The following is a 24,465-nucleotide window of genomic DNA, read 5'->3' as shown; positions in this document are numbered from 1 at the left end:
GTCCTTTCTACTCTTCTACTTCTACACGGATGATCTCACTTCTTGTGCTGCCATGCGCGTTGACGAGCTCAATGTAATATTCATAGGTTCCCGCCGCCTGATCTGATATCTCGGTGGAGGCTGTCTGTGCATTTGGTGTATGGGCAGCCAGCTCCTGAGTATCGATCAATTCTCCATTTTCATAGAGACGGTAAGTCGTTCCGTTCACGCCCCACCACATATTCATCGTAACAGCATAGCTGCCATCGCCGTCCCAATTATCACTTGAAATGCTTGGCTTACCGGGCGCAGCATCTCGGACCGTCACGGTGTGCGGCGCCGACTTCGTTACCCCGTGCTGGTTAGCCAGCTCCGCGGTATAGGTGTAGGTTCCGTTTCCTCTTCCGGATAACGGTACTTGAACGCTCTGAGCGCCAGGTGTACGGTCGGACAGAAGCTCGGTATAGATGAGCTCGCCATTTTCATACAGCTTATAACGAGTGCCGTTATCCCCCCACCACATATTCATCGTAACTGTGTACTCTCCGTCCAGGAGTCCATGGTCGTGTCCATTGTTATCTGACAATACGGGAACTCCCGGTTTGCTCTTGGCAAGCCCTTCTTCCTCCGCTCCTGCATAACGGATGTTTGGAGCAGCAGGCTTCTCCATCCCTGTCCCCAGATAGAAGCCGGTGTGAGGGGGCTGATTATAAGCAACATTTTGCCAGGCAACGCCTAGACGATAGATTGGATCATGCATGAGTGTACGAATTCGGTGCTCACTTCCATCTGTTGTCGTATAGATGCGAAGCTCCGAGCTGTCGCTGGAGCGCCAGATGACCTCTTCCCGCCAATCTCCATATAAGTCAGCCTGAAGGCTCGGGTTTGCCTTGGTTGAATTGTTCGACGCTGCTCCTTCTGCCGTCAGTAGATTCACCGTCGTCTGGTTCTCGTAATCCCATTTGTCGATACGAATATCATCCTGAAGCTCTCTCAGCAAATCACCATCCCACCAGATACCGAAATTCGTGGAGGAAGGAATCGCACTGGATATCTGCTCGCCCGTAATACTGTAGAGCGGACTGAGCGGGATATGCTGTTCGTTTGTAATTGTGGCCGCCCATACCTCTTCACCTGGGTAATTGGGATCGATATCTGCGGACATCCCTCGGCCAACATCTCTTCCCATTGGAATGCCCCACAGAATCTCACCTGATTGCGCGTCCCGAACCTCCATGCCGTAGGCTGCACCCGCACTCTCGTGAACGCTAAAGACCTCAAGGCCGTCACGGTTCGGGTTCAAGTCACCGAAGTGCATAGCATCGCCGTGCCCGAGTCCGGTATTGTGCAGCGGTGTTCCGTCATCGTCAATCGCTATTGCGCCGAACAGGATCTCGTCCTTGCCATCGTGATCCACATCACCGACTGACAAGTTATGGTTGCCTTGCCCCGCATAACTGCTGAGGCCCTCATCGTTCGTGTCGAAGCGCCAGCGCTTTACCAGCTCTCCACCGGCAAAATCATAGGCTGCCAGCACGGTTCTCGTATAATACCCTCGCGAGAAGACAACACTTGGATGTTCTCCGTCCAGGTAAGCAACCGTAGCCAGGAAGCGGTCTACCCGGTTACCATAGCCGTCACCCCAAGCGTTCACATCTCCTCTTGGCGGATCGTAAGGAACCGTGTTCAACGCTTTTCCCGTTGCTCCTTCAAAGACGGTCAAAAATTCATTGCCGAGCAGCACATAACCTGAGCTGTTTCTGTGATCCAGCGAGCCGTCTCCAATCACTTGTCCCGTACCGTCTGTCGTTCCGTCTGCGGTCTTCATGGTAATCTCTGCTTTGCCGTCACCGTCCAGATCGTAGACCAGAAATTGAGTGTAATGCGCACCTGCCCGAATGTTATGCCCCAAATGAATTCTCCACAGCTTGGTCCCATCCAGCTTGTAAGCATCCATAAGCACTTCACCGGTATAGCCTGCCTGAGAATTATCCTTACCGTTTGTTGGTGACCACAGCATGACAATCTCGTACTGGCCGTCTCCATCCAGATCACCTACACTTGCATCTCCCGCATAGTAGGAATAGGGTTGTCCGTCTTTTGTATAAGCATCCTGCGGCTTATCCAGCGGAATGCTCTTGTATCCATTCTGCCATACCTCAGCTGTCTCAATGCTCTCCTGCTTCACTCCATTCAGTACAGGTTCGATTCTATACACGGAATCCGCCTTACCCTTAGGATCGAGCAGATTCGTGCGATCGGTCAGCGGCTTACTCGTAATGAGCACATCGTCCCTGTAGACGTTGAAAGCAATGGAGTCAGGATCTAGCCCTAGCATTCTCCAGCTGACAAACACACCTTCCTCCGTCTGCACCGCTACCGGTGCACGGTCGAGATTCTCCATCTGACGATATAAGGTGGTTACGGCCGGAGTCGAGAGGACGTCAGACGGATCTGAAATTCCTCCTGCATTCACCGAGGCAGCCTTGTAATAGTAAGGTATCGTGCTAAGAATGGTTTGATCCGTGTACACCGGCTCATTGGTTTTGCCGATAAGGACATAATCCCCACTCTCCGACTTAGAGCGATATACATTGTAGTATTTCGCCGCGGCCTCCTCGTTCCACGAAAGAGTGACCTCATTCTTATGAATGGAATCTACGCTAAGCCCTTGCGGTACTCCAGCCTTCTCTACAGAAGGATCAATCATGGATACCCCAAGCTCTGCTGATGCCACGGATTCAAGACCTGCCGCATCAACTGCGGTTACGGTATATACATAATTCATTCCGATATCTATTGTTTGATCAATATAGGATGTCTCACTCGTCTCAGCTATAAAAGAGGCCTTATCCTCCCCATCAGCTTGGCGGTATAAGCGATATAACACAGCTTCTTCAACACTCTGCCATATCACATCTGCTGATGGAGGATCACTCTCAAGATCAATCCCCTCCAGCTCAAGACCGGTCGGAGCAAGCAGTAGTGGGGTTATCTCAATGCCATTCAAATGAGCCGTCTGACCCGAGATCATCACATTCAGCTGGCCGTCCGACACGGTGATCGGGCTGTGCACCTTCTCCGCAATCGTCTCCTTACCTGAGCTGGCTGTACCATAATCTTTGCCTTCAATATTTATGTTGGTTCTTGCTGAACCGATCCAGTCGCCCGTATACGTCTTGACTGCATATGTTCCGTTCGGCAGATCCACCTTAAATTCGTAACGACCGCCGAAATTGATGATGAAGTCCCTGCGCAGCGCATCCGTCGCTCCGCCGCGATCCCGATCGGCAAATGCCCCTTCGTGCAGCTTGAGTCCATATCCTCTATCAGCAGTATACAATACCGTTTGATTGACTTCCGTATAGCCTTCGGCAACAGGCGAGCCAGCGGGTCCGAAGTCATATCGCAGTGCTGCTGACTTGGTCCCGATTGTAAGCTCCTCAGACGGCTCAGAAGCTCCTCTGCTGTTCACTGCAGTAACTCTTACCGTATAGGCAGCTCCTTCCTTGAGGCCTGCTATATTATAGCTAGGTATGGTAGCTGTGCCGGCCAGCTTGTAAGCTGTGTCTGCTTCCTCTGCTCCCTTCACATAGATCCGGTAAATATCTGCACCAACAACCTCGTTCCATTTCAGCAATGCTCCGCTGTTGCTGATATTCCCGGCAACAAGACCTGTCGGCTGCCCTGGCACTGAATCAGGGGGAGCTTTTTCCTGTATATACTGAGATAACGGAATATTCAATTCCTGAATCGCGCCGGCGACCATTCTTGCCAGTTGAATAGCCCCGTACTCTTGAAAATGCGTATTGTCCTCCGCACCATTTGGAAAGGCTCCATATACGCCCGGCTCGACATGCAAGAACACGGACTTGGCCTCTTCAGGCCCAATAGAGTCATAATAGGCGACACTCAGTGTACTTAGATCAATGAGCATGGTGTTCTGCTCCTCAGATACTTCCTTCATGGCTTGTACGTATTCCGGGAAGCTGACATTAAACTTGCCCGTGTCTGGATTAAAGTCCCTGCGTCCCACCGGTGTCACCAGAACCGGTTCAGCTCCGCGCTGCCTTGCTCCGTCGATATAGGTCTTGAGATACACTTTATAATCTTCAGGCGAAGCATAACGATCCGGGATCGAAATTGTCGCATCGTTATGACCGAACTGAATCAGCAGCACGTCTGACGGGCGAATAACCCGCAGAATCTCATCAAGCCGTCCCTGCGCTATAAAGTTCTTCGTGCTCCGCCCGCCAATTGCGTGATTCTTAACTGTAATCTCTTCACTGAGATAGCGCGGCAGCATTTGTCCCCATCCCGCCTCCGGCTTCCAGTAAGGATCGTAGGTCTGCACTGTAGAATCACCAGCGATATAAACCGATGGATGCTCGCTTGCTGTGCGGTCTGGGAGCCTCGTTATCACCAAGGCATTTAGCTTTGCGCTTGATCCGCTGAATCCAAAATTCAGCTGACCGTCCACCAGAGCAATGTCAAAGTTCATCTCGAGAAACGCTCCAGCCCCTTTTGAGGTCAGCTGTACTTTTTGCATGCTCTCTACAGATACAGCAATCTCAGACGCCTCTGCAGCATCACCCGCTACGAGCGATACCGTATAATCTCCATTTGGTAAATCGATCTGGAATAGGCCGCCGTCCTGAATGCGGGCATAATCGGATCGAACAGCATCGTCTCCGCCGCGGTCAGTCATTGTGACTTGTGAAGGATCAGTAAATCCGTAACCTGCTTCTGTTGTATATACATTCGGCTCTGCAACTTGGGTATAGCCTGCTGCTCCTGCTCCATTCCCAAAGTCAAAGCGATACAGTCCTTCAGTAAGCGTTTGCATATTAGATGGATCTGCTTCATTCTGCTCCGCTGCTGGAGCCCCTTCCTCATTAGCAGCCTCCCCTTGCGATGTGCCCTCCTCTGTCTCAATTTCTCCCTGGCCCGCTTCGCTAGAGCCTTCTTCTCCTCCTGTCTCTTCACCTGGTGCTTCTACACTAGGTACATCTACGTCAGGTATTTGCTCATCTGGAATTTCTTCATCCGGTACCGTTCCCTGCGGAGTATTGTCTTCTACAGCTTCATTTCCTTCCAGAGGTCCTGTCCCCTCCTGCGCCTGCACGGCTTGAACCCCCCATTCACCCGGTGTAATTATGGTGGAGAGCACCATCATCATGACTAGAAAAATAATTAAGAAACGCCGTCCACCGATTTGGTGCCTGCTCTTCCTGTTCACTTCAACGCGTCCTCCTTTGAAAATGGAATGTAATCCCTTTCATGATAGCGTTCCGTCTCGTCATTTAACATTTAAAAAACAGTGTTTTTTACACAAAAATCAGTGTTTTCACCTACGCAAAAAAACACCGCGATCCCCCTTCCGGAAAGAACCTGCGGTGTTCAAGTGTCTCAAGCACTTTATCAAGAATTATCTACGATAAAGCCTTTATTCTAAACCGAGTGCACCTCGCGCCATTGCCATAACTCCTTCATCACCTGACAGTAGAGCAAATTGTCCCACAAGAACCGGGTAGGCCGCATATCGCTCCACAATATGCTCCTTCATTCTCGGCCATACCTTACCTCCAGCTGCTTCATAATGAGTCAGCAACCGCTGAAGCTCATCCTCCCCAAAGATGGCGTAGTAGATCGTAAAGTCGGCAGCCGGATCAGCCACCTCGGATTCCGTCCAATCAATCAGCCCGGTCACTCGCTGCTCACGATCCAGCAAAATATGAGGCGGATGAAGATCTCCGTGGATCAATCCGCATACATCAGGCCAGTATGTCTCATCGGACAGCCAGGCCTGCCACCTATCCCACAGCTCCGCCTTTACCCCGATCTTCTCCCTGACTTCCTGTGCTTGGGACGCATAATGGCTTCTTACCTCCTGCGGTGTCTTCACCCGCAGTCCTGCTCCAGCTGCCTGGGTCCCGTTAATCGCATGCAGGGCTGCAAGCGCCGCTGCCAAAGATCGCACAAATTCGTCCTTCAGCTCCTCATGGTTCGTATTCCAGGCATAGCCCGATGTCGATACATCCGCCATAGGAATACCATCCAGTCTAGGATAGGCGATGAGCTCATCCGAGAATACTTTCCAATCCGGAACATTCACGGGCAGTCTGCCATGGATATAATCAAGCACCTTCTTCTCATTCGCAGCACGCTCGAGTACATCTGACCTTCTTGGCTTACGAATGACCCAGTCTACATCCGACGCATCCTTCGCCATCGCGACTTGGAAATCCATCCCCGACTCGGTTACCTTCGCTTCATTCGACGCAAAATGTAATCCATATTTACGGGCAAGATCCAGCAGCTCCTTAGCCGCACTCGTATTCTTCTGCTCTTCATATCCATTTGTCATTACTGTTTCCTCCTAATTGATCAAAATAAAAAAAACACAGGCAATCGTCTGCCTGTGTTCGATTTACGGGATCGCAAAAAAGCATAATGAGCGCCTAGAGCGTGAGCTGGAACACAGCTTGCCAGCGTCCGCGTGCTCAGCTCTTCTCATTCATTGCTTTATGACAAATAGAATGCCAACTCAGGTATGCCAGGCATCCGAGCTGCTCATAGCTCAGGCAAGCATATTCTTGAGAAGTTATCTACATGTGGACATACTTATCCCGCTTCATCTATACACAAGACAGATGACAAGAGTTTCTCTTCAGCTGCTAATGGAATAACTTAGCACTAAGCATTTCTCAAGCGGATATAAGCAATCAGCACACGTAACCCTCCGTTCCCATTTGAGTTAGTATCAGCTTAGCATACCCTAGACCGGCTTAACAATGAGAAGATACGTCTTTAATAGGTAATAAACGATTTAAATCATCAGGAGCGGCTGCAGATCCATTTTCTTGCCCAATCTTGCACTCTCTATTGCACCAAACACCATGGCCATACTATAGATGTTATCACTGCAGTCGGTTTCAGCCAGCCTTCCCTCGTCCAGCGCCTGAAACATCTCGTCGAGACAGCCGTAATGTCCCTCGCGTCCTGTCCAGCTCTCTCCAAGCTCCACCTGCTCTACCTCATGAAAAAATCCTGTACCTCCCTGATCTTTGATAAATTCCGCAATCGGCATCCGGTGCCCGTCCCAGCGTGCAGTTCCAGTGCTTCCGATGATACGCCAATCCGCTTCCCAGGATGTATTCAAGCCGACAGCTGACCAAGAGCCGCGGTAGCTGAATACGGAGCCGTCGCTCATTTCAAATATACAGATGGCAGATGCATTACCCTGATACCATGAGCCTTCTGGATTGTATTCATGACAGTAGACAGATACTGGGTTTGCCCCTGAAATGTACCGTGCTTGATCGAAGGTATGAATCGCCATATCAACAATGAGTGGACTGCTCATGACATCGCGAAAGCCGCCAAACCTCGGTCCCAGAAAAAAATCGGCATGCACGGCGCCTATTTTGCCTATCCTGCCACGGTGCAAGAAATCACGGAGTGCCCTGATTTGTTTTAAATATCGGCGGTTTTGCATGACTACATACCGTTTTCCCGTCTCGCTGCTGACTCTTACAATCTCCTTCGCATCTTCAAAGCTCTCTGCCATTGGCTTCTCGCCAAACACATTGCAGCCGGCCTTCATCGCACAAGTGACGATGTCCTTATGACTGGCGGGTATGGTGCAGTCGAACACTAGATTGGCATCCGTCGCTTGAAGAGCGGCGGACAGCTCCGTAAATGTAGGCACCTGCAAATTCCGGCGCTCCGCCATTTTCTTCGCACTCTCTTCATATAGGTCAACCAGCCCAACAATCTCCGCATCCTCTTTGGCTGCAGCATAATCAAGCCAGGTATTGGACATCCCGCCGCACCCCGCAACGATGATTTTGTGCTTAGACATAAGACTCCCCTCCCTCTATACCGGATTCGGCACAAAGTCACCGCCGCGGCATTGCTTCAAGTAACGGAGTGCATGAACCTGACCTGTCATTTCCAGCTCTCCCCGGTATACCGGATCATGCCATCCTTCAATATCTATACTGCCTGTATAGCCCGCCTGTCTTAAGATCGTAATGACATCGGTCCAGTTGGTATCCCCGAATCCAGGCGTGCGATGCCATACATAAGGCTCCGGACCATGAATCCCATGCTCCTTGATGACATCCCAGGCAATGGTGGCATCCTTGCCGTGTACATTAAACACTTTGCTCACCCATTTTCTAAGCTGTGGAATCGGGTCAATCAGGCCGACCATCTGGTGGCAGGGCTCCCATTGCAGTCCGATGTTCTCCATCGGCAGGGCATTAAACATAAGCTCCCATGCTGCGGGATGATGGGCAATGTTCCAGTCTCCACGCTTCCAATCTCCATCCATGCTGCAGTTCTCAAAAGCTAGACGCACCCCTTTACTCTCAGCAAAACGAGCCAGTTCACCGAACACCTCTACATACCGCGGAATAGATTCATCAATGGAGCCGGGCATACGACCCGTAAACCCCGTAACAAGATCTGTTCCAAAATCTGAAGCATGCTCAATCAGACGCTTCCAGCTTCCCAGCGTATCCGCATTCTTCCCCTCCCCAGTCAGCGGATTGCCAAATATGGATAAGCTCGTAACTGGGATATGATGCGGGTCCAGTAGTTCACGCACCCCTTTGGCAAGCTCCTTCAAATCAATCCCGGCAGTTGTCTGCCAGAAAGTGAGCGAAAAGGACTCGAACCCATGAGGGATAATCTGAGGCAGTACACGTACGGCATCGCCTCCATTAACCAATGTTCCAATTCGAATAGGATGCATTTGGTGGTAACCTCCATTTAAAGTAGGATCTTTAACTGAGTACTATGGTACTTAAAGGAGCCTTGCCTCTGCTATATCCGAATTAGCGATATATTCGCACAATCTTACGCAGTTTGTATCGATGATAGCGTTGACATTCCGCTTTTTGCTCCAATATATTGATAGAAATGGTTGAGTACACATGACTCTGACAAGGGGGTTATTCAATGACGATGCATCCACACAAGGAAAATACATGGATTCCCGATCGAACTTTTCCGATTAACGTATTTTTCGTAAACGGCATCTATTTGCACTGGCATGATCATATGGAATGGGTGTATGTAAAGACAGGAAAAGTGAAGCTCCAGATCGATGGTGATTTTGATGTTCTGGAGCAAGGAGATCTTGCTTTTGTTAACTCGAAGCAGCTCCATCGAGCTGAACAGCTGGCATCGGATACACAGCTTGTATGCATCGTCTTCAATGAAGCTCTCGTCCGAGGCAATGGGCTCGATATTACAGAGCATCACTACTTTCTCCCCTACCTCCATCTCAAGCAGCAGTGGCCCAGAATTGTAAGAAGCCGGGAAGCCTGCATGCAGACGATCAGCTTGTCCTTCTTGAGACTGGTAGAGGAGTTCGAGAAGAAGCAGCCGGGATATGAGCTTATGGTTAAGAGTGAGCTGCTCCATATCTTTGGACAGTATTTCCGCCATGCACAGCAGGTAGCCGAGGTTCGAACCTACCGTCAGCCTGACACGCACAATCTCTCCCGTCTCCTCGAAATGCTGCGAGAGCGTTATCAGGAGGATATTTCTGTTATGGAAGCGGCCCGGCTTGTGAGCTTAAGCCCCAATTATTTTTGCAGTGTGTTCAAAAAAGTGACGGGAAAGACACTGAAGGAGTACATCCATACGCTTCGTACCCAGGAAGCAGAGCAATTGCTGCTTACAACAAGCTATAGTATTAGTGAGATCGCCGAGGCTGTCGGCTTCTCGAATTTAACTTACTTTGGGAGGGTCTTCAAAAAAATAAAGAACATCCCTCCATCGGATGTCCGCAAAATGAGATCCATACCTCAATGACATGGATAGCCCGTACTACCATTCCTCCTCCATTCGAAAAGTGACGACCAAGTCATCGCTGCCCGTCAATGAGCTGACAACTAAGGTAAGGATTGTACCCGAATTCAGTGCATACGTGAGATCCTGTGCTGCAAAATAAACCGTCGTATTCGCATACGCGCCCGACAAGCCTGCCGAGGTTCCCTGTGTCAGCACTCTTCCGCCAGTGATGGTCGTGGCGGTTGTGTTCACTTGAAGTACGGTATCGTTCGTCGGTATGCTCGTTGTTGATGTAGGGAAATTGACAAAAGTCCCGTCAATCGTCCCCCCCTCGACCAGCATGTAGCGGACTGGCTGCTTGGACAGAATGTCGAAGCTCTGCGGATAGACCGCTGCGGCAACACCTGCCGGCAAGGCAAAGGAAGGAATCCGCTGAAAGCTGATGGCCGGGAAGTACGCATCTGTTACCGAGAAATCAGAGTGAATCTCCGATGTGATTCGGCTTATATTAAGCTCCCGCAGAGAGAGGGGATTATAGAGGCCGTCCGGACTTATTCCGTATATGGCAACTTCCATACCCTGCAGTGAGCATCTAACATCAAATTGAAAGAAATCGTAGGTCACTAGGTACGTTCTGTTTACAATCTCGCCTGGGTTGATGAGGAAGAGATCTTCTGCAAATAGTCCCTGAATTCCCGTACTGTTCACTGCCCCCGTCAAGTAGCAGGTTCCCGCTGAATCGGCATTGTTAATGATCTTGATGAGTGCTTGGCTATAAGGCCGGACACCTTGTACTACTTGATTTAATACGTTCATTGTTGATACCACAGGCATTACAAGCCCTCCTTATTGCCACGTATTCTATATACTATATGTAGGTTTCCATAAAAAGTGTGGGGTGTGCTATAGTTACATTAGTCCATGGAATTCGATTGTTTTTTTCCTATAGAACTATATAGAATGAACTAAATATCTTTAATTGATAATGATACTCATTATTGATGATGACATAGGAGTATATAACGTGTACACAAAACCCTCTGAACCTCCGAAAAAACCCAAAATTCAGGCACGCCCTGTCAGAGCATTGCTGACGATTGTCATCGGCCTGGCTGCCATCATTCTATTCATTGGGGTATCTATTGCTGTCGGAGCAGCTGATATTCATTTGCAAACTGTCATTGATGCGATCTTCAGATATGATCCCGATTCTACTCAGCACAACATTATTCATGAGCTGCGCATTCCCAGATCCTTGGCAGATGTGCTTATCGGCGCTGCCTTCGCTGTATCGGGAGCCGTCATGCAAGGAATGACACGCAATCCACTCGCGGACTCCGGTATTCTTGGCATCAATGCCGGAGCTACGTTTATGATTGCTCTGTCGCTCGCTTTCTTTCCCGGCATGTCGTATGGAGGAACGATCCTCTTCTCCTTTGTTGGAGCGGCTATGGCGACCGGGCTGATCTATGGGACAAGCTATCTCGGCAAGGCCAAAATCACTCCTGTACGTCTCGTGCTGGCAGGTGCTGCGATTACCTCGCTATTAACGGCACTCAGTCAAGGAATTGCGATCCACTTTAGATTAAGTCAGGACCTTGCTTACTGGGTCGCAGGAGGGGTCGCAGGCATCAAGATGTCGCAGCTCATCGGTGTGCTTCCTTGGATTGTCGGGGCGCTCATCTGTGCGATGCTGATCTCCAGATCCATCACCCTAATTAGTCTAGGGGACGACATCGCCTCCGGGCTTGGTCAAAAAACAGGCATCGTCAAGCTGTTCGGTGGAATAATTGTGCTCATTCTGGCCGGAGCTGCCGTATCTGTTGCCGGGCCGATCGGCTTCGTCGGTCTGGTTGTGCCTCATATGGTACGTTATATTGTAGGCGTGGATTACCGCTATATCATTCCTTGCTCGGCTGTCCTTGGCGGACTGCTCATGCTCCTGGCGGATATGGGTGCAAGGACCATCAATCCTCCTTATGAAACACCTATCAGTGCTCTGTTCGCCCTCGTCGGCGTTCCCTTCTTCTTATACATCGCTCGCAAAACAGGGAGGGGACTATAAATGACCCAAGAATCACTTAGACAGCAAATCCAGTCAAGTAAGCATAAGAAAAGAACGAAGCAGTGGATCGTACTCAGCAGCTTCTCGCTGCTCATCATCATATTTACGCTGATCAGCATAAATACCGGATTTTCAAAATTGACCCCGGCTGAGGTTCTAAATACACTGCTGGGGAACGGGACGGCTAGGCAGAATCTCATTCTATTTGAGTTCCGTATGCCGCGGATCATTATTTCGATGCTGGTCGGCGCCGGTCTTGCCGTATCCGGATGTATATTGCAGGGTGTATCCCGCAATGCGCTCGCGGATCCGGGCATTCTCGGCATTACTACTGGTGCAGGCTTCATTGTTGTAATCTATATATCCTTCTATTCCAGCAACTCCGATGCCCCTGCCTTTCTGCTTCCCATCCTTGCACTCATCGGAGGACTCTCAATAGCAGCGATCATCTATGCTCTCTCTTACAGCAAAAAAGACGGCCTCAATCCTAATCGTATGGTCCTTAACGGTATTGCCATTACCGCAGCAGTAAACGGGCTCATGATTGTGCTGATGCTCCGGCTGAATCCGGAGAAGTATGATATGATCGCGAGCTGGCTTGCGGGGAGCATCTGGGGCTCGACCTGGAATCAAGTCATTGTCCTTGTGCCTTGGGTCCTCTTGCTCATCATCATTGCCTTCGCGCGCTCCAGAATGATGGATGCCCTGACGATGGATGAGCATGTGGCGATGTCTCTTGGTGTTGGACTGAACAAGGAAAGACTGTTTCTTATCCTGATCGCTGTAGGACTTGCCGCATCCTGTGTAGCCTTTACCGGGGGTATCGGCTTTGTCGGGCTGATTGCACCGCATCTCGCCCGCAGGCTTGTTGGTCCGAGCCATAACATGCTCCTGCCAGCTTCGGCACTTGGCGGGGCACTTCTCCTGCTGGTGGCCGATACACTTGGGCGCTCCATCCTCCAGCCTTCCGAGATCCATGCAGGGATCATGGTAGCCATAATTGGAGCTCCTTATTTCTTATATTTACTGTCACGTTCGAGAATGTAAGCTCGCTCTATAGGCAGCTCCAAACATGACATTGCGATTGGATAAATCCCTGACATTTAAAGTGAAGAAGGTGTGCGGGAAGAGAGCGCGAATGTATTTAGATATCGTTTGATAAATGGAGGAGGAGCTTAGATGTCCACTGATGCGGTATCACACAGTACGTCCAGTACTCTCTCGGGGGAGCTGGAGGAGCAGATTATTACATGGAGAAGACATTTGCACCAGCACCCGGAGCTGTCTTTCGAAGAATTCGCCACCTCACAGTTCATATTTGATACACTCAGCCAATTTCCGGGTCTTGAACTGAGCAGACCCACGCCTACCAGCGTCATGGCCAGATTAATGGGGCCTTATCCGGGCAAAGTGCTGGCACTGCGCGCTGATATGGATGCCCTGCCGATTACGGAGGAGAATGATATCCCCTTTGCTTCGATTCATGAAGGTGTAATGCACGCATGCGGACATGACGGACATACCGCCATGCTGCTCGGGGTCGCCAAGATCCTCGCGGAGCGCAAGGATTCCCTGCATGGCGAGATCCGGTTTCTGTTTCAGCATGCGGAGGAGCTGCTGCCTGGGGGAGCCCAGGAGATGGTCAAGGCCGGCGTGATGGAAGGTGTAGACTACGTCGTTGGCAGCCATCTGGATGCAGGTCTCCCTACCGGTCAGATTGGCATCATTTATGGCCCGGCCATGGCTTCGCCGGATAGTTTCCGTCTTACGATCACTGGCAAGGGCGGGCATGCTGCCTATCCTCATATGACGGTCGATCCGATTGCCGTCGGAGCACAGGTTGTGACCAATCTACAGCATATCGCATCCCGCAACATAGACCCGATCGATCATTTAGTCGTCTCCGTCACCAAGTTTATTAGCGGTACCGCCTATAATGTCATTCCCGGCTCTGCTGAACTGGCTGGCACAGTTCGCAGCTTCACTCCCGAAGTGCGCCGTGAGGTTCCCGAGCTGATGCATCGCATACTGCGCGGAATTACTGAAGCTCATAATGCCGAGTATGAACTCGACTATGAATACGGCTACCATCCTGTCGTGAATGAGACGGAGGTCACTCAAGTCGTGCACACAGCAGCTGAAGAGCTGTTCGGTAAAGATCGTATCGCTATGATTCGACCTGCGATGGGTGGAGAAGATTTCTCGGCATATCAGCAGGAAGCCCCTGGTGTATTCTTCAGAGTAGGCTCTCGTAATGAAGAGCAGGGCATCGTCTATCCTCACCACCATGCACGCTTTAATATAGACGATGAAGCACTGGCCTATGGAGTTCAAGTCTTTGTCAGAACAGCAGAGAAGCTGCTGAAATGGACTTGATATGATCAGATAACCTCTCTGCATGGAACCATCGAATTGAAGCACCTTAAGCTCTATCCATATATTTATGAAATGAAGAATAGCCGCTTCGATCAGCGGCTATTCTTCATATTGCTTCAAGCTTTGCATCAGTAATAATCGAACATGTTCTTTGAGTACATCCGGCTCAAGCACCTTCACTTCGGGACCATAGGACAACAATCGCCGCGCAGTATAGGCGAGCTCCGATTCCGGAATCCTCCCTCTCCAGATCCCTTCGTGCAAGTCCGCAAAGATAGGATCATTCTCAGCCAGCCGCTCTCCAATATTCGTAAAGACGACCACCGCAGCATGTCCTTGAGGCTGCTCCACTCTATGAAGCCACTCCTTCAAAGAAGGGAGCGTTTCATTACTCTCTTCCAGCATCTTGGCAGCATCCATCCGATCTACCCTGTACAGCAGCGTTCTCCCGTCGTCCTTCTGTGCCGGCATATACCAGAAGCCATGCTCGTAGTACAGGCCCAGCGGGAACGCGTCATGAACCTTCATGCCTGATTTTCCTGCGTAAGTAAACTGCAGCTTTCTTCGATCTATCGCTGCGTTCAGCACCACCGTCGTGTATGGAGCTGGTCTTGCCTTGACGGACGAGATAAACATAATATGCTCTTTTGTACGGTCGATTCGATCCTGAACCTCAAGGGGAAGGTCATTCGCATAATATTCTGACAATGCCTCCCTGATACCGCCGTAAGGCATATCCTGAATCTTTTCCAGCCATTCCATCATCAAGTAGATTCCATATGCTTCCTGTAAACGAAGCTGAAGAGGTGGTAAAATACCATTTTGCAAGACCTGATACCCGCCATGGGCTCCAACCTCGGTATATACAGGCATTCCTAACTCCTGCAAGGCAGTCAGATCCCGCTGTATTGTACGAATGGACACCTCAAACCGCTGTGCAAGCTCACGGGCCGTATATTTCTTGCGAGAATTCAATAGTCTCATGATGGCAAGTCTTCTGCGATTCATCAGCATACCTCCACCTTTGTTGATTTTCAGAAGAGAACAGGCCTTGAAGGAGACCCAGTTTCATGCTCTCAAACCGTATTATTGATGATAATAAACGGATTGTGGATGACATGGACTTTTTTTATCCTATTTTAGCTTTTGTGTATTACAGTTACAAAGTAGTCAAGTAATTCATACATCCGTATTGTTTTGTCCTGACGGAGGCAATCTATATTTACTGCCATATGAAATGGGATGGATTGCTTTGTCAACTTTTACTACACATGGGTATCAATAAACGGAAGGGAAACCTTACCCGTTTACATAGGAGACAAACCGTCGTTAGCTGAATTTACACTTGGCATTGCAGGAAGTGCACAGCCCTTTTTACTTCGTTCATGATAATTTGGCAGGCAGATGCTTAATATTACCTCCTGCAAAGTTTTTGACAGGTAAAAACATCTAACGGTATGATTAGCAGAAGCACAGGAGGTTATTTCATGTCAGACATCACGAAAAAGGACATTGTCGACAGTGTCCCGCAGAAAGGTTTTTTTGGACATCCTAAAGGGTTGTTCACCTTATTCTTTACAGAGTTCTGGGAACGCTTTTCCTATTATGGAATGAGAGCGATCCTTCTCTACTATATGTACGATACGGTGACAAACGGTGGACTCGGCATTGCCGAATCTACGGCATTGTCCATCATGTCGATCTACGGTTCACTCGTATACATGTCCGGAATCATCGGCGGCTGGTTAGCCGACCGGGTATTTGGTACGTCCAAGGCCGTCTTCTATGGTGGTATACTTATCATGTTCGGTCATATCTTGCTTGCGATTCCAGGCAGTGTGGCCACATTCTTTGGCTCCATGGTACTGATCGTACTCGGTACCGGATTATTGAAGCCCAACGTGTCGAGTGTCGTCGGCGATATTTATGCGACGGAAGACGACCGCCGCGATGCCGGTTTCAGTATCTTTTATATGGGGATTAACCTGGGGGGCTTCCTTGCTCCGCTGATCGTAGGTACGCTGGGTGAGTACAACTATCACCTTGGTTTTGGTGTCGCAGCTGTAGGTATGTTCCTGGGTCTTGTTGTATTTATGCTGACCAAGAAGAAGAACCTCGGTCTTGCGGGTACAGTGGTAGCTAACCCAATTCCACCTGAGAAGAAGAAAAAGCTGTACACTTCGATCGTAATCGGAATCATTGTCGTTGCTGTTATCGCTGTGGCAGGTGCCCAGACCGGCTTACTTACGTTCGACTCCTTTATTTTCATCGTCGGGATTCTCGGTATTCTGATTCCGGCCGCTTACTTTGTTGTCATGTACAACAGTCCGAAAACAAGCAAGGTGGAGCGCTCGCGTATACTCGCGTACATCCCGCTCTTTATCGCCTCTGTTATGTTCTGGGCTATTCAGGAGCAAGGTTCAACGATTCTCGCTTCTTATGCAGATAACCGAACTCAGCTGGAATTCGCAGGCATCACGATTGCACCAGCCTGGTTCCAATCCGCGAATCCGCTGTTTATCATTATCCTGGCACCGGTATTTGCCTGGCTGTGGGTTAAGCTTGGAGACCGTCAGCCGTCCATTCCGCAAAAGTTCTCGCTCGGGCTTCTGTTCGCAGGGCTATCGTTCCTTGTCATCCTGCTGCCAGCCTACTTCGGCGGAAGCGATACACTGGTTAATCCGCTGTGGCTCGTACTCAGCTACTTCATCGTCGTGCTCGGTGAGCTGTGTCTGTCACCGGTCGGTCTGTCCGCGACAACGAAGCTTGCGCCTGCAGCCTTCTCGGCTCAAACGATGAGTCTGTGGTTCTTGACGAATGCGGCTGCTCAGGCGATTAATGCTCAGGTCGTTAAGCTGTACTCACCTGAATCTGAAATGGCATACTTCGGTATCATCGGGGCGATCTCCATCGTACTCGCGATTATTCTGTTCGCTATTTCTCCGATCATCCAGCGTGCCATGAAGGGTATTAGATAACGATGATTCAGGAAAGAGCTGTTTACAATCCATAATGGACCGTAAACAGCTCTTTTTTTGTACAAACCGATGCAGACTAAATTTTACATTGCGATTACATTGTTTTAAGGATGCATTAAGCTTGCTGCCCTATAATAATATGATATTTAGCAATTTCGCTCTGTTTAAGGGAAGGCTACGGTGGGTTATATTAATCATCATATCCCATAAGGATGCGAATACGCTAAGAAATAAAGAGGTGTTTATATATGCTTAGAAAACTGATCGACAAGGTTCTTCACTCCACTTCGCACAGTCAGGGACGCAAACGATACAGCAGCTCAGACCGGAAATACCGTAAACGTTCTTCAAGCTCTCATCGTTATTCACGCAGAGGCTCCTCGTCCGATTACAAGCACAGACACAACCGTAACGGCTCCTCATACTACAAGAGCAGAAAATATAGTTCAAGCTAGGCCGTGCCTAATTAGATACGAAATGCCGAAGGAAAGGGAGGAATCCCTTTCCTTTTTTTGTCCCGTGTCAAAAAAAGGATGAGCCAGGCTGGCTCATCCTTACCATTGATATATTAAGATAGTACCTTCTCCCGGCTGCCGTCCACGTCCTTCTTGATCTGCTTGCTTCGCAGCTGTCCGCAGGCCGCATCAATATCCGTTCCGTGCTCCAGCCGCACACTTACGCTGATATTTTGCTTCTTGAGCGTATCATAGAAGGAAGTAATGGAGTCCTTCTCGCTACGCTGATACTGGCTATGCTCATCTACAGGGTTGTATGGGATGAGGTTGACGATCGCGAGGCTCCGTCTATGCTTCAGCAGCTCTGCGAGCTCTAATGCATGCTCCGGCTGGTCATTTACATCCTTCAGCAAAATATACTCCACCGTAATCCGGCGATTGGTCTTATCCCAGTAATACTCAAGCGCGTCCATCAGCTTCTCGATCGGGATGGCCTTGTTAATCTTCATAATACGTGTTCTTAGATCATTGTTCGGTGCATGCAGCGATACCGCAAGGTTAACGTTCAGGTCCGAATCCGCGAACTCCTTGATCTTGCCGGCCAGTCCGCTGGTTGAGACGGTGATGTGGCGTCCTCCGATCGCAAGCCCTTTGTGATCCTTCACGACACGAATGAAATCAGACATGTTTTTATAATTATCAAACGGTTCTCCGATCCCCATAACGACGATGTGACTCACTCTCTCACCCGTACCTATCGAATCGAGATGCAGCTGCACCTTCATGATCTGCTCGACAATCTCTCCGCTGCTCAGATCCCTGCTCTTCTTGAGCAATCCGCTCGCACAGAAGCTGCAGCCAATGTTACAGCCAACCTGCGTTGTTACGCAGACGGACAAGCCAAATTTGTGGCGCATAAGCACGGTTTCAATCAAGTTGCCATCGGACAAGCGGAACAGAAATTTTATCGTCCCGTCGATGGACTCCTGACGCGTATGCTCAGTCAGCGTTTGAATAGAGAAGTGTTCCGACAGCAGCTGAAGGCAGTCCTTATTGACTTCTTCCATTTGGTCAAATTCTGTAACCCGTCTTCTGTAGAGCCATTCCCATACATGGGTGGCCCGGGATTTCTTGTGGCCCTTCTCTTCGAGCCAGGCTCCCATTTGATCAAGTGTTAATCCATAGATGGATGGTTTAATCATGAATCTTTTGCCCTCTTTTCACATACCAGGATTGTGCGTCATTCTGTATGAAACGAGCAGAATCCTCATACTTCAATATATTTAAACAATCAATAAAACGATGAATTTGAAAATGTCGTATAGACAACGATCAGCATAGTGACGAACAACCGGGATTTGACCTCTATAATCATGCGGTAATCCGTCTATTATTGTCCCAAACTTTTCACGTTTAAACAAGGCTTAATCCATGGAACTTGAAAAAGACGGCCCCCTATAAGATGAGGAACCGCCTTAACTCGAAATTTTTAAAAATCAATATGATCCGGATCTGGACCCACCCGGTCATTTTGATTCAATTGATCTATTCTAGCCATCTCTTCATCCGATAGGGTGAAGTCAAATACTGTGGCGTTCTCTATAATCCGGTGCTCCTTTGTGGATTTGGGAATCGTGACAATTCCATGCTGGAGATCCCAGCGCAAGATGACTTGGGCCACTGAACGGCCATGACGCTCTGCGATGTCTTGCAGCACCGGCTGATCCAGCAGCTGCCCTTGCATGAGCGGGGACCAGGCTTCAATCTGAATATGATGCTTGACCGCATAATCGCGCAGCTCGGTTTGGCTCAAATAAGGATGAAGCTCAATTTGGTTAACGACCGGCGTGATTTCTGCATCCGCCAGCAGATCCTCCAGGTGATGGATTTGGAAGTTGCTCACTCCAATCGCTCTCACTCTTCCATCCTTGTACAGCGTTTCAAGCGCTCTCCACGCTTCTTTATACTTGCCTGGCACCGGCCAATGCACAAGATACAGATCCAGATACTCCAGTCCCAGCTTGTTGAGACTTGCCTCATAGGCAGCCAGCGTCTCCTCATATCCCAGATCAGCGTTCCACACCTTCGAAGTGATGAACAGCTCCTCTCTTGAGAGTCCGTTCTCCTGCAGAGCTTCACGAATGGCCTGTCCAACGCCGGCCTCATTCTGATATACGCTCGCTGTATCGATGCTGCGGTAGCCGTGAGCTATTGCATTTTTCACAGCTTGAACGAGCTCCTCGCCCTCCTCCACTTTAAATACGCCAAGACCAAACCATGGCATGTTCACTCCGTTATTCAGCTTAACCGTGTCTTGTAAATGCATTGCTGTAGTCATTTGTACATTCCTCCATTATTGTTAATCGATCAGGCTGCCGGACTCGTGTGAACCGGTATCTGTTTTCTTTCCAGTATTAAGCTCCATATGGTGAGCAATACTGCCCCCAGAACCATCAGCGATCCAACCCAAGGGGTATGAATCAATCCGATGGAATCGTTGACCACGCCGCCGAGATAAGCTCCGATCGCAATTCCTGCATTAAAGGCTGCGATGTTCAGTGAGGAAGCTACATCCTTGGCCTCCGGCACATACCGCTCTGCCAGAATAACCACATAGACTTGCAATCCGGGAACGTTCATAAAGGCAAACAATCCCATCATAAAAATGGTGATGAGCCCTACAATCTTAAACGGTGCTGTAAAAGCAAGCATGAGCAGCACTACAGCTTGTAGAATAAACATAACGAGCAGCGACTTGAGCGGGTTTCGATCGGCCGCTTTGCCGCCAATGATATTACCAACGGCAATGGCGATTCCGTATAGCAGCAGGATGGCCGCTACCGTATTTTCTGAAAATCCGGTTATATCATGCAGCAACGGGGATAAATAAGTGTAAACAACAAACGTTCCTCCGTATCCGAGTGCCGTTATAGCTAGAATTAACAATAGTCTTCCGTTCGTAAGCAGCCTGCCCTGATCCCGAAAGCGCACGGTCTTGCCTTTTTGCAGCTCAGATGGAACGAGGATGGCATTCGCGATGAATGCGAGAATACCGATAATGATGATCGTGACAAAAGCCGCTCTCCAGCCGATCTGGCCTCCGATAAATGTACCCAGCGGCACACCCGTTACGGTCGCTACCGTAAGACCTGTGAACATGGCGGATATAGCACTTGCCCGCTTATCTTCCGTGACGAGATCTGCCGCGATCGTTGAGCCTACCGACATGAAGACCCCATGTGTAAATGCAGACAGAACACGGGCAGTCAGCAGAACTGCGATGCCGTCCGCCATGGCGGCTACACTGTTCGCAATAATAAATAGAATCATAATGGATAATAGCAAGGCTTTGCGCGGCACACGGGCCGTAAGTGACGTCAGAATCGGTGCCCCGAAGGTGACTCCAAGCGCATACAGTGTCACCGTCAGCCCTGCGGTGGTAACGGATATATTCAGGTCATCAGCAATCATGGGCAGCAACCCTACACTAATAAACTCGGTTGTTCCAATGGCAAAGGCACTGATCGCCAGGGCTAACAGCGCCAAGGTGCTTCGTTTTTTTTCGAATGACATGGACTTTTCGCTCCTGTATGATAGAATCGCCGGCCGGCAAAAGCTATTATGATCCATATGAGTTATAATGAACAGTACGTACTTTAAAGTACTATAGGTACTTTTTAGTGCCTTTTGGAAAGGGATGATGCAGATGAACAAGAAATATAACATCTCTGTGGAAGCAACACTTGAGGTCATCGGTGGAAAGTGGAAGAGCGTCATTCTGTGCCACCTGACTCACGGCAGGAAGCGCACCAGTGATCTTCGCAGGCTCATGCCCAATATTACGCAAAAAATGCTGACCCAGCAGCTTCGCGAGCTTGAGGAGGACGGAATCGTAAACCGAATCAGCTATAATGAGGTCCCGCCACGGGTCGAATATGAGCTGACCGAGTATGGCTGGAGCCTCAAACCGATTCTGGACTCCATGTGCAATTGGGGAGAACAACATATTATTAAGGAACATGGCAGTTTGACCGATATGCTGGAGGACAGCATTCTGAACAAGAAGGAAGAGCATTCGGTCACTTAGAATATTCTCAATTAGAACAGAACGCACAAAGAACGCCGGAACCACTATGCAGTGGGTGCCCGGCGTTCTTATGCATATCTAATATATTATTGTGGTCTCTTACAGTGCTTCTACGTCAAAGCCTGCTTGTTTCCACGCTGCTGTACCGCCGTCAATAAAATGAACGTCAGTGAAGCCCATCTGATGCAAGATATAAGCACCTAGAGTAGCTTGTCCGCCTGCACCGCACGTAACAAGAACAGGACGGCTGCGATCAGCTAGACGCTCGTCACGAAGCTCAGCTGGCAGCTCAAGATCTGCACGAATCGGCAGCATGCCAAGAGAGATGTTGACACTGCTCGGAATGAGTCCGCAAGCACCGGCATCAGCGGCATCCTGTACATCGATCACTAGCGTGTTCGGTTTGTCAGCAATTTGCTGCTTCGCTTCCTGGGAGCTAATCCCGGATACATGCTTCAATGCTTCTTCAATCATATTCTTAAATGTCAAAGCCATTCGTCATACACTCCTTTTTCCGTATGGGGATTGGCACGTTTTAACTTCGCGCCTTATTTATTCTATCATGCACGATTCAATTATGCGAAATGAATGCTCAAATAGACTTATAAAAAAGAGACAGGAGTCCTCCACTACCCCCGTCCCTTCCTTCCAATTGATTTCACACATACCTCAGTTGTTAGCTGTTCGCTATACTCTTGTCTTGAATAGCAAGTACACAAAGTAAGGAACCCCTATGATGGATATAACGATACCCACCGGCAGCTCCGCCGGTGCAAAGATGGACTTGCCGATGAGATCGCCGACGACCACCATTGCCATCCCTATAAGCCCGGATACAGGAATAACATGCCGGTGCTTAATCCCGACAAGCCTGCGGGCGATATGCGGTGCAATCAGTCCGACAAAGCCCACGCTTCCTGATACCGCTACACACGCACTCACAATGCCAACACTGAACAGGAGCAGCCATAAGCGTTCACGGTGTACACGCACACCGGCTCCCAAGGCACTGAGTTCTTCAAGCTGCATGACATCAAGCACGAGTGATTTACTCCAGATCAGCGGGATTAATATGATCAGCCATGGCAGCATGGCAAGGATAAACTGCCAGTTCGCATTATAGATACTGCCTGACAGCCATACTGTGGCCATCTCGAAGTCACTTGGGTTCATTTTGAGCGATACATACAAGGTCAGTGCACCGAACCCTGACGATACCGCGATCCCTACCAAAATGAGCCGCTGCGAATCGAGTCTTCCTTTGTCCATCGTAAACAGCAGGATGAAAGCGGCCGCTATAAGTCCGCCGACGAGCCCGAACAAGGGCATCAGCATAATAGAGCCAAAGCTCGCTCCTGTAATTGTTCCTTGGAACAAGAACATGAACAGCACGACCGCTGAGCCAGCCCCTGCGTTAATACCTAACATCCCGGGGTCCGCAAGCGGATTACGGACGATACCCTGAATAACGGCACCCGCTACCCCAAGCCCCAGTCCGAGTAATATGGCAATGACAATTCGGGGCAGCCTGAAATCAAAGATTACCAGATCGTGCTCTGGCGTCGGATCAATCCGAAGCAGTGTCTTGATCACCTCAGCTACCGTCATGTCAAAGGTGCCATTCGTTACACTGATATAAGAAGCAGTAAGGATAATGAATAGCGAAACGGTAACAACCGTCCATCGCTTAAAACGAGCGGTTCTAGGCATTGGACTTCCCTCCTCTGGTCTTGATCAGGTAGAGGAAGAATGGTACACCAAATATGGCTGTCACAACGCCAATCGGCGTCTCAAACGGAGCGTTGATAAACCGGCTCATAATATCACACCAAGCCAGGAATATGCCTCCGATTAACGCAGAGCATGGGATGACCCATTTATAATCAATACCGACAATAAACCGGGTAATGTGCGGAATGAGAAGACCGACAAATCCGATCTTACCCGCAAGCGCTACCGAAATTCCTGTCAGAATGACTACGCTGAGAATGGACAATGCCTTGACCCATTTGGTCCGTTGGCCAAGACTGGTAGCCATCTCCTCGCCCATCGACAGAATCGTAATGGACCGTGCCAGACCCATGGCAAGCACAAGGCCGGCAATCGCGAATGGAATAATGAGCTTGATCAGCTCAGGATCCATCTGATGGAGTCTGGCATTGTACCAGAAGCTGACCGTCTGCGATACCTGAAAATAAGTAGCTGCCGCCTCGGACAGTCCACTCAAGAAGGTCCCGATGATCGTTCCGAGAATGGCCATCCTGACCGGTGTCATCCCCCTCGGCAGCAGCCATGCAAGTGAGAACACGATGCCGGCACCGATGGCAGAACCGATCAAGGAGTAAGCTATGTATCCCAATGAGGATGTGTTAGGGAGCAGAATCATACAGATCGTGATTACAAATACGGAACCGTCCGATACACCCATTATGGAAGGTGAAGCCAAATAGTTTCTCGTCATCCCCTGCATCAGCGCACCGGAGACAGCTAGAAACGCACCAATTAATAATGCCCCCACGACTCGAGGGAGTCGTGAGGTTAGTATAATCTGGTGATCGATACTGTCCGAGTCGAATTGGAATAAGGCATTCCATACTTCAGACGCGTTAATATCCTTGGCACCATATAGTATCGAGACGAGAATGGTAACAGCTATGATGACCGGAGCGACCAGGCATATGAGCAGCGGATGTACTCGTCTTTTGGATAGCATGGATG

Annotated in this window: 19 protein-coding genes; 7 read left to right on the top strand and 12 right to left on the bottom strand. The window is 49.5% G+C overall.

Translation table 11 applies throughout. The features are described 5' to 3' along the window. Positions 1–7: 7 nt before the first annotated feature. The 4 genes from BK126_RS30145 to BK126_RS19760 form a co-directional block, all read right to left on the bottom strand. On the bottom strand, positions 8–5,218 hold the full coding sequence (locus tag BK126_RS30145) for a rhamnogalacturonan lyase family protein (protein WP_076314278.1): 5,211 nt from the start codon (positions 5,216–5,218) through the stop codon (positions 8–10). Between the two features lie 207 nt (positions 5,219–5,425). Continuing rightward, positions 5,426–6,346: a macrolide 2'-phosphotransferase gene (locus BK126_RS19770; RefSeq protein WP_076314277.1), complete on the bottom strand. Its 921-nt coding sequence runs from the start codon at positions 6,344–6,346 to the stop codon at positions 5,426–5,428. A 462-nt stretch (positions 6,347–6,808) separates the two neighbouring features. Further along, a complete protein-coding gene (locus BK126_RS19765; protein ID WP_076314276.1) occupies positions 6,809–7,843 on the bottom strand; it encodes a Gfo/Idh/MocA family protein in 1,035 nt (344 codons plus the stop codon). A gap of 15 nt (positions 7,844–7,858) precedes the next feature. Continuing rightward, positions 7,859–8,740, bottom strand: coding sequence for a sugar phosphate isomerase/epimerase family protein (locus tag BK126_RS19760; RefSeq protein WP_076314275.1), 882 nt, complete (start codon positions 8,738–8,740; stop codon positions 7,859–7,861). A 206-nt stretch (positions 8,741–8,946) separates the two neighbouring features. Between BK126_RS19760 and BK126_RS19755 the strand changes: the two genes are divergently transcribed. After that, positions 8,947–9,807 (top strand): AraC family transcriptional regulator, encoded by an 861-nt coding sequence (locus tag BK126_RS19755; RefSeq protein WP_076314274.1) that lies wholly within the window; start codon positions 8,947–8,949, stop codon positions 9,805–9,807. Positions 9,808–9,822: 15 nt separating this feature from the next. On the opposite strand, the gene BK126_RS19750 is transcribed toward BK126_RS19755, so the two are convergent. After that, positions 9,823–10,620 carry a hypothetical protein gene (locus BK126_RS19750; RefSeq protein WP_076314273.1) on the bottom strand — a complete coding sequence of 266 codons (798 nt, stop codon included), beginning with the start codon at positions 10,618–10,620 and terminating at the stop codon, positions 9,823–9,825. Positions 10,621–10,810: 190 nt separating this feature from the next. On the opposite strand from BK126_RS19750, the gene BK126_RS19745 reads away from it, so the two are divergent. From BK126_RS19745 to BK126_RS19735, 3 genes are all read left to right on the top strand, one after another. Further along, positions 10,811–11,851, top strand: coding sequence for a FecCD family ABC transporter permease (locus BK126_RS19745; protein ID WP_076314272.1), 1,041 nt, complete (start codon positions 10,811–10,813; stop codon positions 11,849–11,851). Then, the gene (locus BK126_RS19740) at positions 11,852–12,898 is read left to right on the top strand and encodes a FecCD family ABC transporter permease (protein ID WP_076314271.1); all 1,047 of its coding nucleotides are present in this window, start codon (positions 11,852–11,854) and stop codon (positions 12,896–12,898) included. A gap of 132 nt (positions 12,899–13,030) precedes the next feature. Next, entirely contained in the window at positions 13,031–14,227 is a 1,197-nt protein-coding gene (locus BK126_RS19735) for a M20 family metallopeptidase (RefSeq protein WP_076314270.1), read from the top strand. A 99-nt stretch (positions 14,228–14,326) separates the two neighbouring features. On the opposite strand, the gene BK126_RS19730 is transcribed toward BK126_RS19735, so the two are convergent. Continuing rightward, positions 14,327–15,235 (bottom strand): helix-turn-helix transcriptional regulator, encoded by a 909-nt coding sequence (locus BK126_RS19730; protein WP_076314269.1) that lies wholly within the window; start codon positions 15,233–15,235, stop codon positions 14,327–14,329. A gap of 479 nt (positions 15,236–15,714) precedes the next feature. Between BK126_RS19730 and BK126_RS19725 the strand changes: the two genes are divergently transcribed. Then, positions 15,715–17,205, top strand: coding sequence for a peptide MFS transporter (locus BK126_RS19725; protein ID WP_076314268.1), 1,491 nt, complete (start codon positions 15,715–15,717; stop codon positions 17,203–17,205). 248 nt (positions 17,206–17,453) lie between these two features. Further along, positions 17,454–17,660: a hypothetical protein gene (locus BK126_RS19720; protein ID WP_076314267.1), complete on the top strand. Its 207-nt coding sequence runs from the start codon at positions 17,454–17,456 to the stop codon at positions 17,658–17,660. A gap of 113 nt (positions 17,661–17,773) precedes the next feature. Here the strand turns inward: BK126_RS19720 and rlmN are convergent, their stop codons facing one another. The 3 genes from rlmN to BK126_RS19705 form a co-directional block, all read right to left on the bottom strand. Continuing rightward, on the bottom strand, positions 17,774–18,862 hold the full coding sequence (gene rlmN / locus BK126_RS19715; protein WP_076314266.1) for a dual-specificity RNA methyltransferase RlmN: 1,089 nt from the start codon (positions 18,860–18,862) through the stop codon (positions 17,774–17,776). 287 nt (positions 18,863–19,149) lie between these two features. Further along, positions 19,150–19,998 carry an aldo/keto reductase gene (locus tag BK126_RS19710; protein WP_076314265.1) on the bottom strand — a complete coding sequence of 283 codons (849 nt, stop codon included), beginning with the start codon at positions 19,996–19,998 and terminating at the stop codon, positions 19,150–19,152. Positions 19,999–20,027: 29 nt separating this feature from the next. Then, on the bottom strand, positions 20,028–21,233 hold the full coding sequence (locus tag BK126_RS19705; protein WP_076314264.1) for an MFS transporter: 1,206 nt from the start codon (positions 21,231–21,233) through the stop codon (positions 20,028–20,030). 133 nt (positions 21,234–21,366) lie between these two features. On the opposite strand from BK126_RS19705, the gene BK126_RS19700 reads away from it, so the two are divergent. Next, on the top strand, positions 21,367–21,747 hold the full coding sequence (locus BK126_RS19700; protein ID WP_076314263.1) for a winged helix-turn-helix transcriptional regulator: 381 nt from the start codon (positions 21,367–21,369) through the stop codon (positions 21,745–21,747). A 99-nt stretch (positions 21,748–21,846) separates the two neighbouring features. On the opposite strand, the gene BK126_RS19695 is transcribed toward BK126_RS19700, so the two are convergent. The 3 genes from BK126_RS19695 to BK126_RS19685 form a co-directional block, all read right to left on the bottom strand. Then, complete coding sequence (locus BK126_RS19695; protein ID WP_076314262.1) at positions 21,847–22,242, bottom strand: rhodanese-like domain-containing protein; 396 nt, start codon at positions 22,240–22,242, stop codon at positions 21,847–21,849. Between the two features lie 192 nt (positions 22,243–22,434). Further along, positions 22,435–23,457, bottom strand: a complete 1,023-nt coding sequence (locus tag BK126_RS19690; RefSeq protein WP_076314261.1) for a FecCD family ABC transporter permease — start codon at positions 23,455–23,457, stop codon at positions 22,435–22,437. After that, positions 23,450–24,460, bottom strand: coding sequence for a FecCD family ABC transporter permease (locus BK126_RS19685; protein WP_076314260.1), 1,011 nt, complete (start codon positions 24,458–24,460; stop codon positions 23,450–23,452). Before BK126_RS19685 ends, BK126_RS19690 begins: the two co-directional genes overlap by 8 nt. Positions 24,461–24,465 lie beyond the last annotated feature (5 nt).

Source organism: Paenibacillus sp. FSL H7-0326, from assembly GCF_001955535.1.
Taxonomy (GTDB): Bacteria; Bacillota; Bacilli; order Paenibacillales; family Paenibacillaceae; genus Paenibacillus; species Paenibacillus shunpengii.
Note: the sequence above shows the minus strand (reverse complement) of the source record. Positions and strands in the feature narration are given on the sequence as shown.

What these genes read in the sequence shown, in the direction of transcription:
- BK126_RS19770 (WP_076314277.1), bottom strand. Translation starts at nt 6,346, where the DNA reads ATGACAAATGGATATGAAGAGCAGAAGAATACGAGTGCGGCTAAGGAG.
- BK126_RS19765 (WP_076314276.1), bottom strand. Translation starts at nt 7,843, where the DNA reads ATGTCTAAGCACAAAATCATCGTTGCGGGGTGCGGCGGGATGTCCAAT.
- BK126_RS19760 (WP_076314275.1), bottom strand. Translation starts at nt 8,740, where the DNA reads ATGCATCCTATTCGAATTGGAACATTGGTTAATGGAGGCGATGCCGTA.
- BK126_RS19755 (WP_076314274.1), top strand. Translation starts at nt 8,947, where the DNA reads ATGACGATGCATCCACACAAGGAAAATACATGGATTCCCGATCGAACT.
- BK126_RS19750 (WP_076314273.1), bottom strand. Translation starts at nt 10,620, where the DNA reads ATGCCTGTGGTATCAACAATGAACGTATTAAATCAAGTAGTACAAGGT.
- BK126_RS19740 (WP_076314271.1), top strand. Translation starts at nt 11,852, where the DNA reads ATGACCCAAGAATCACTTAGACAGCAAATCCAGTCAAGTAAGCATAAG.
- BK126_RS19735 (WP_076314270.1), top strand. Translation starts at nt 13,031, where the DNA reads ATGTCCACTGATGCGGTATCACACAGTACGTCCAGTACTCTCTCGGGG.
- BK126_RS19730 (WP_076314269.1), bottom strand. Translation starts at nt 15,235, where the DNA reads ATGAATCGCAGAAGACTTGCCATCATGAGACTATTGAATTCTCGCAAG.
- BK126_RS19725 (WP_076314268.1), top strand. Translation starts at nt 15,715, where the DNA reads ATGTCAGACATCACGAAAAAGGACATTGTCGACAGTGTCCCGCAGAAA.
- BK126_RS19720 (WP_076314267.1), top strand. Translation starts at nt 17,454, where the DNA reads ATGCTTAGAAAACTGATCGACAAGGTTCTTCACTCCACTTCGCACAGT.
- rlmN (WP_076314266.1), bottom strand. Translation starts at nt 18,862, where the DNA reads ATGATTAAACCATCCATCTATGGATTAACACTTGATCAAATGGGAGCC.
- BK126_RS19710 (WP_076314265.1), bottom strand. Translation starts at nt 19,998, where the DNA reads ATGACTACAGCAATGCATTTACAAGACACGGTTAAGCTGAATAACGGA.
- BK126_RS19705 (WP_076314264.1), bottom strand. Translation starts at nt 21,233, where the DNA reads ATGTCATTCGAAAAAAAACGAAGCACCTTGGCGCTGTTAGCCCTGGCG.
- BK126_RS19700 (WP_076314263.1), top strand. Translation starts at nt 21,367, where the DNA reads ATGAACAAGAAATATAACATCTCTGTGGAAGCAACACTTGAGGTCATC.
- BK126_RS19695 (WP_076314262.1), bottom strand. Translation starts at nt 22,242, where the DNA reads ATGGCTTTGACATTTAAGAATATGATTGAAGAAGCATTGAAGCATGTA.
- BK126_RS19690 (WP_076314261.1), bottom strand. Translation starts at nt 23,457, where the DNA reads ATGCCTAGAACCGCTCGTTTTAAGCGATGGACGGTTGTTACCGTTTCG.
- BK126_RS19685 (WP_076314260.1), bottom strand. Translation starts at nt 24,460, where the DNA reads ATGCTATCCAAAAGACGAGTACATCCGCTGCTCATATGCCTGGTCGCT.